We start from the raw sequence: 7,008 nt of genomic DNA on the forward strand, positions 1-7,008 counted from the left end.
CGCCCCGCTTCCGTACGTATCAGGGGGGTAGGGGATGGGATTCTTCGACGGCATCCTGGGCAGCCGGTCCGGCCAGTTCCAGTCGGGCAACGCCTCGTCGAACGCGATCGAGCTCACGAGGCGACATCCGACGGTGTCGCTCACCAAACAGGGGGCGGTCCACGGCAATCTGCGCGTCAACCTGTCCTGGCGGATGCGCACCTCGGACATCGGCGGCCGCTCGGGCCAGAGCGGGCAGCTCTTCAGGCACCCGTTCAAGCTCTTCAAGCCCGACATGGTGCAGGCGCACACCCAGGGCATGGTCAACGTCGACCTCGACCTCGGCTGCCTCTACGAGCTCACCGACGGCAGCAGGGGCGCCGTGCAGCCGCTGGGCAACCTCCTCGGCGACATCAACGACCCGCCGTACGTGAAGCTCAGCGGCGACGACCGCTTCGGATCGGCGTCCGGAGAGACCCTCTACGTCAACCTCGACCACGCCGACGAGATCAAGCGGCTGCTGTTCTTCGTCTACATCTACGACCAGACCCCGGCCTTCGACCGGACCCACGCCCTGGTCACCCTCTTCCCGAGCGCCGGACCGCGCATCGAGATCGCGCTGGAGGAACGCCATCCGGAGGCCCGCTCCTGCGCGGTGGTGTCCTTCCAGAAGGTCAAGGGCGAGCTGATCGTGCGGCGCGAGGTGAAGTTCGTCTACGGATTCCAGGCCGAGCTGGACCGGCTGTACGGCTGGGGACTCCAGTGGGGACGGGGCTACAAGAGCGCCAAGAACTGACGCCGGGGCCCCGTACGGGCCCCGGCGCCCCGCGGCGGGCGTCCCGGCGGGTCAGCGCCGGATGAACTGCGGGCCCTGCACCGGCAGCCGGAACGTCGGGTCCCCGCCGGGACCCGGCACCGGGGCCGGGGACACCGGCTGCGGGTACCCGTAGGCGGGCTGGACGGCCGGCGGGGCCTGCGTGGGCGGCGCGGGCGGGGCCATCGCGGCCGTCTGCTCGGAGGTGGGCCCAGCGGCGGGCTGCGCCTCGGGGTCGGGAGCGTTCTCGTCGACCGAGATCCCGTGGTCGGTCGCCAGCCCCACGAGCCCGTTGGAGTAGCCCTCGCCCAGCGCGCGGAACTTCCACCCGTCGCCCCGCCGGTACAGCTCCCCGCACATCAGGGCCGTCTCGGCGCCCGTCTCGGGCCGTACGTCGAAGTAGGCCAGCGGATCGGAGCTGCCGCCCGGGGAGGCGTCGTAGAGGAGGATCCGCAGGTCGCGCACCCGCTGGAAGGGCACGTCCTCGGCGGAGGCCACCACCAGGATCCGGTCCACGCCCGGGGTCACCGAGCGCAGGTCCGCCTGTACGGCGTCGGTGATCGCGTCGCCGAGCTGCTTCTTGCCGAGCCGCCAGACGGCTCCGGAGGGGTGCCGGGGCTGGTTGTAGAAGACGAAGTCCTCGTCCGAACGCACCCGGCCGTCGGGGCCCACGAGCAGCGCGGAGGCGTCCACGTCCGGAACCTCGGGGCCGCCGGTCCAGCGCAGCACCGCCCGGACCGCCACCGCGGTCACCGGGATGTTCGAGCCCTTCTGCATCGAGTGCGTCATGCCCGTCATCCTGCCTTCCCGGGGTGGAGCGCGACAATGCGGCCCCCCGTAAGGCCTTGTCTCAATCGAAAGACGTGGGCATGGTGCAAGGGGGTTACCTGAATTTCATGTGCTTGGGGAATTTTTGACTCGTGTTCGTACGTACTATTACCGGCCACGCCAGTTGGGCCGCCGAGGCAGTACGGGGGAAGCACATGCGTCACTTTGGGCACATATCGCCCAGCGTCCGTAAGGACCTCTTCCACCAGGAGCCCGCGGAGTTCACAGCGGCCTCGCCCGCCCGGATCCTCGCGGCGGCGCTCGGTGCCACCCTCTACAGCCCGGCGACCCGCCCCGCCCTCGCCGCGGACATCCGCAAGCAGGCCGGCCGCGGAGTCGTCTCCATGGTCCTCTGCCTGGAGGATTCCATCAGCGACGCCGACGTCCTCGGCGCCGAGGAGAACCTCGTCCGGCAGTTCGCCGCGCTCGACGCCGACGGCACGGACGCCGCGGAGCACCCGCTGCTCTTCATCCGCGTCCGTACGCCCGAGCAGATACCCGACCTCGTGCGCCGCCTGGGAGGCACGGTGCGGCACCTGGCCGGATTCGTGCTGCCCAAGTTCACCGAGAGCAGCGGCACCGCCTTCCTCGAAGCCGTCGCCGAGGCGGAGGCCGCGAGCGGACGGCCCCGGCTGTACGCGATGCCCGTCCTGGAGACCCCCGACCTCCTCCACCTCGAAACCCGTATCGAGGCGCTCGCCGGCATCTCCCGCACGGTCAACGCCCACCGCGAGCGCGTCCTGGCCCTGCGGCTCGGCGTCACCGACTTCTGCTCCGCCTACGGCCTGCGCCGCACCCCCGACATGACCGCGTACGACGTCCAGATCGTCGCCGGCGTCATCGCGGACGTGGTGAACGTACTGAGCCGGGCCGACGGCACCGGCTTCACCGTCACCGGCCCGGTCTGGGAGTACTTCCGCAGCCAGCAGCGCCTCTTCAAGCCCCAGCTGCGCCGCAGCCCCTTCCTGGAGGAGGGCGTCGAGGAACTGCGCACGGCACTCATCGAGCACGACCTGGACGGGCTGCTGCGCGAGATCGAACTCGACCGGGCCAACGGACTGCTCGGCAAGACCTGCATCCACCCCGCCCACGTCACGCCCGTGCACGCGCTGTCCGTGGTCTCCCACGAGGAGTTCAGCGACGCCCAGGACATCCTGCGACCCGAGCGCGGCGGCGGCGGAGTGATGCGTTCCGCCTACACGAACAAGATGAACGAGGTGAAGCCCCACCGGGCCTGGGCCGAGCGCACCATGTTGCGCGCCGAGGTCTTCGGTGTGGCGAAGGAGGAGGTCGGCTTCGTCGACCTCCTCACGGCCGGGCTCCAGGTGTGAGCGGGCCGGTGACGAGGCTGACGACGAGGGAAGGCAAGAAGATCGACACCGTGTGGTCGGGAACGTGGGTCGCGGACCGTCTGGGAGTGCGGCTGGAGGACGCCGACGGGACGGCCGCCGGCCCGAGCCTCGGCGAACTCCTCGGGCTCGCCCTGCGGCGCAACCCGAAGCGCGCGCACCTGCTGGTCTCGCAGGTGCTGGGCAAGCACGTCCCGCAGTCCCCGCGAACCGTGTACGCCGCCGGGTACGGGCTCGGGCGGCGGGTACGGGCGCTGCTCGGCGAGGAGGCGGCCGCCTCCGCGGTGGTGCTCGGCTACGCGGAGACCGCCACCGGGCTCGGCCACTGCGTGGCCGACGGCCTGGGCGCCGCCCCCTACCTGCACTCCACCCGCCGTCCCGTCCCGGGCGTCGAGCCGGCGGGCGGCTTCGAGGAGTCCCACTCGCACGCCACCTCGCACCTGCTGCTGCCGGAGGACGCCGGGCTGCTCGCGGGCTCCGGGGCGCTGGTCCTGGTGGACGACGAGTTCTCCACCGGAAACACGGTCCTGAACACCATCCGCGACCTGCACGCCCGCCACCCCCGCGCGCACTACGTGGTCGTGGCCCTGGTCGACATGCGCTCCCCGGCCGACCGCGACCGCCTCACGGCCTTCGCCGCCGAACTGGGCGCCCGGGTCGACCTCATATCCCTGGCCTCGGGCACCGTGTTCCTCCCGGAAGGGGTGCTGGAACGGGGTCAGGCGCTCGTGGCGGACCACGAAACCCGTGCGGCGGCTCGCGCCGCCACCGAGCAGACCGAGCCGCAGGCGATCACGCGCGTCGCGCTGGACTGGCCCGCCGGGGTGCCGGACGGCGGTCGGCACGGCTTCACGGCGGCCCACCGCGCGGAACTGGAGGAGGCCCTGCCCGCGATGGCCGCCCAGCTCACGACCGCGCTCGGCGACCGGCCCGGCCGTGTCCTCGTACTCGGCAACGAGGAGCTGATGTACGCGCCCCTGCGCCTCGCCAAGTCCCTGGAAGAGGCCGGCGCGGCCGGCGAGGTCCGCTTCTCGACCACCACCCGCTCGCCCGTCCTCGCCGTCGACGACCCCGGCTACGCCATCCGCACCCGGCTCGTCTTCCCGGCCCACGACACCCCCGCCGACGGCCCCGGCGACCGGTACGCCTACAACGTCGCCGGCGCCGGCTTCGACACGGTCGTCGCCGTCGTCGACTCGGTCGGCGACACCCCGGAGCTGCGGACCGGACTGCTCGACGCCCTCGCCCCGCACACGGGCCGCGTCGTACTGGCCGTCGTCCCCTCCCACACACCCGACTGCGTACCCGACCGGCAGGAGCCGATCATGCCCGAGCCCCTGCGCGGCCCCCACTTCTCCTCCTACGACCCGCAGGACGTCGGCTGGCTGCTCCAGGACTTCTCCGACGTCGAGCTGGAGGCTCCGACGGAGGAGCGCGAGGAGGCCATCCAGGCGGGCGGCGCGCACTACGCCGAGTCCCTGCCCGTCGAATACCAGCCGTCCCCGCAGTACCAGGAGCTCTACCAGAGCGCCCTCAAGGCCTCCGCCGCCCGTATGGCCAAAGCCGTCGGCACGGTCACCGAGACCGTCCTCGCCGAGCGCACCCCGTCCCCCGTCCTGGTCTCCCTGGCCCGCGCCGGCACCCCCGTCGGCGTGCTCATGCGCCGCTGGGCCCGGGCGCGCCACGGCCTGGACCTGCCGCACTACGCCGTCTCCATCGTGCGCGGCCGCGGCATCGACGCCAACGCCCTGCGCTGGCTGGCCGCCCACCACGACCCGGCCGACGTCGTCTTCGTGGACGGCTGGACGGGCAAGGGCGCCATCACCCGCGAGCTGCGCGTCGCCCTCGCCGAGTTCGAGGGCTTCAACCCGGAGATCGTGGTCCTGGCCGACCCGGGCTCCTGCGTGGAGACGTACGGCACCCGGGAGGACTTCCTGATCCCCTCCGCCTGTCTCAATTCCACGGTCTCCGGTCTGATCTCGCGTACGGTGCTGAGGTCCGACCTGGTCGGTCCCGCAGACTTCCACGGCGCCAAGTACTACCGCGAGCTCGCCGGGGCGGACGTCTCCGTCGACTTCGTCGACACCGTCGCCGCCCACTTCGACGAGGTCGCCGACGCCGTCGACGACGAGGTCAAGGAGCTGCTGGCGGCCGACCGCACGCCGACCTGGGAGGGCTGGGCGGCGGTGGAGCGGATCAGCGAGGAGTACGGCATCCACGACGTGAACCTCGTCAAGCCGGGCGTCGGCGAGACCACCCGTGTGCTCCTGCGCCGGGTTCCGTGGAAGATCCTGGCGCAGCGCGGCGCCGGGGCCGACCTGGACCACGTACGGCTGCTCGCCGAGCAGCGCGGGGTCCCGGTGGAAGAAGTGGACGGGCTTCCCTACACCTGCGTGGGACTCATCCACCCCCGATTCACGCGCGGCGCCACCGGCGCCGACGGAAAGGCTGTGGCCTCGAAGTGACTGTCCTCGTAGCCAGTGATCTCGACCGTACGCTCATCTACTCGACGGCCGCCCTGGCCCTGAGCATGCCCGACCCGGTGGCCCCGCGGCTGCTGTGCGTCGAGGTGCACGAGAGCAAGCCGCTGTCCTACATGACGGAGACGGCTGCCGCGCTGCTGGCGGAGCTCAAGGAAGACCCGTCGGTCGTCTTCGTCCCCACCACGACCCGTACCCGCAAGCAGTACCAGCGCATCAGCTTCCCCGGCCGCCCGGCCCCGTACGCGATCTGCGCGAACGGCGGCCAGCTGCTGGTCGACGGGGTGCCCGACAAGGACTGGCGGCGCGCGGTCGCCGGGCGGCTCGCGGAGGAGTGCGCGCCCCTGGAGGAGGTCCACGACCACCTGCTGGCCGCGGCCGACCCGGCGTGGCTGCGCAAGGCGCGGGTGGCGGAGGACCTGTTCGCGTACCTGGTCGTCGAGCGGGGCCTGGTCCCCGACGAGTGGCTCAAGGCGCTGACGGAGTGGGCCGAGGCCCGCGGCTGGACGATCTCGCTCCAGGGCCGGAAGATCTACGCCGTCCCCCGCCCGCTGACCAAGAGCGCGGCCATGCGCGAGGTGGCCCGCCGTACCGGCGCCACGACCACCCTCGCCGCCGGTGACTCGCTGCTGGACGCGGACCTGCTGCTCGCCGCCGACCGGGCCTGGCGGCCGGGGCACGGAGAACTGGCCGACGCGGCCTGGACTGCGCCGAACGTGACGGCCCTGACGAAGGCCGGTGTCGCGGCGGGTGAGGAAATCGTCCGCGAATTCGGCCGGACGGTTGCGACACTGACCGCATGACCAAGGGCAATTCGACCAAGATCACGGACGAGCTCTACCAGTACATGCTCGACCACAACCCCCCGCTGGACGCGGTCCAGCGGGGGCTGGTGGCGACGACGTACGCCAAGTTCCCGGATGTCGCCGGGATGCAGTCGGCGGAGGAGCAGGGGCCGTTGCTGGCCTTCCTCGTCCGGCTGACGGGAGCCCGTCACATCGTGGAGATCGGCACCTTCACCGGTTTCTCCACCCTCTCCATGGCGCAGGCCCTCCCCGCGGACGGCCGGATCATCGCCTGCGACGTCTCCGAGGAGTGGACGGCGTACGGCCGCGAGGCCTGGGAGCAGGCGGGCGTCGCGGACCGCGTCGACCTGCGGATCGCCCCGGCCCTGGACACCCTGCGGGCCATGCCGGCCGAACCGCACATCGACATGGCCTACATCGACGCCGACAAGCAGAGCCAGATCGCGTACTGGGAGGAACTCGTACCGAGGCTGCGCACCGGCGGCCTCATCGTCACGGACAACACCCTGTTCCACGGCACGGTCGTCGACGAGTCGGCCGACAGCGCGGCGGAGGCGGGCGTCCGCGCCTACAACGACCACGTCTCGGCGGACACCCGCATGGAGTCGGTCCTGCTGGCGATCTCGGACGGCCTGACGCTCTCCCGCAAGCGCTAGGTGTTCTGTCCCGGGAGGTTGTGGACGGGTGATGCAGGTCTCGACTAAGGGATCTTGAAATGGGTGAGGGCCTTCTGGCTCGGTGTGGATTGCGAC

The 7,008-nt window shown here is 71.6% G+C and carries 6 protein-coding genes; 5 read left to right on the top strand and 1 reads right to left on the bottom strand.

The genetic code is table 11. From position 1 onward, the window contains the following. Nucleotides 1-34 precede the first annotated feature (34 nt). On the top strand, nt 35-775 hold the full coding sequence (locus ACIQ5Y_RS38695; protein ID WP_403891853.1) for a Tellurium resistance: 741 nt from the start codon (nt 35-37) through the stop codon (nt 773-775). Between the two features lie 51 nt (nt 776-826). Here ACIQ5Y_RS38695 and ACIQ5Y_RS38700 read toward each other — a convergent pair whose 3' ends face one another. Continuing rightward, entirely contained in the window at nt 827-1,582 is a 756-nt protein-coding gene (locus ACIQ5Y_RS38700; RefSeq protein ID WP_403891856.1) for a TerD family protein, read from the bottom strand. 194 nt (nt 1,583-1,776) lie between these two features. On the opposite strand from ACIQ5Y_RS38700, the gene ACIQ5Y_RS38705 reads away from it, so the two are divergent. The 4 genes from ACIQ5Y_RS38705 to ACIQ5Y_RS38720 are packed head-to-tail and all read left to right on the top strand — an operon-like array spanning nt 1,777 to nt 6,912. Continuing rightward, complete coding sequence (locus tag ACIQ5Y_RS38705) at nt 1,777-2,952, top strand: HpcH/HpaI aldolase/citrate lyase family protein (RefSeq protein ID WP_403891859.1); 1,176 nt, start codon at nt 1,777-1,779, stop codon at nt 2,950-2,952. Nucleotides 2,953-2,993: 41 nt separating this feature from the next. Then, nucleotides 2,994-5,435, top strand: a complete 2,442-nt coding sequence (locus ACIQ5Y_RS38710) for a phosphoribosyltransferase (protein ID WP_403891875.1) — start codon at nt 2,994-2,996, stop codon at nt 5,433-5,435. Beyond that, entirely contained in the window at nt 5,432-6,253 is an 822-nt protein-coding gene (locus ACIQ5Y_RS38715) for an HAD family hydrolase (RefSeq protein ID WP_403891863.1), read from the top strand. The genes ACIQ5Y_RS38710 and ACIQ5Y_RS38715 overlap by 4 nt, the downstream gene beginning before the upstream one ends. Next, nucleotides 6,250-6,912 carry an O-methyltransferase gene (locus tag ACIQ5Y_RS38720; protein ID WP_403891866.1) on the top strand — a complete coding sequence of 221 codons (663 nt, stop codon included), beginning with the start codon at nt 6,250-6,252 and terminating at the stop codon, nt 6,910-6,912. Before ACIQ5Y_RS38715 ends, ACIQ5Y_RS38720 begins: the two co-directional genes overlap by 4 nt. Nucleotides 6,913-7,008: the final 96 nt, after the last annotated feature.

Source organism: Streptomyces sp. NPDC096339 (assembly GCF_044762985.1).
Taxonomy (GTDB): Bacteria; Actinomycetota; Actinomycetes; order Streptomycetales; family Streptomycetaceae; genus Streptomyces.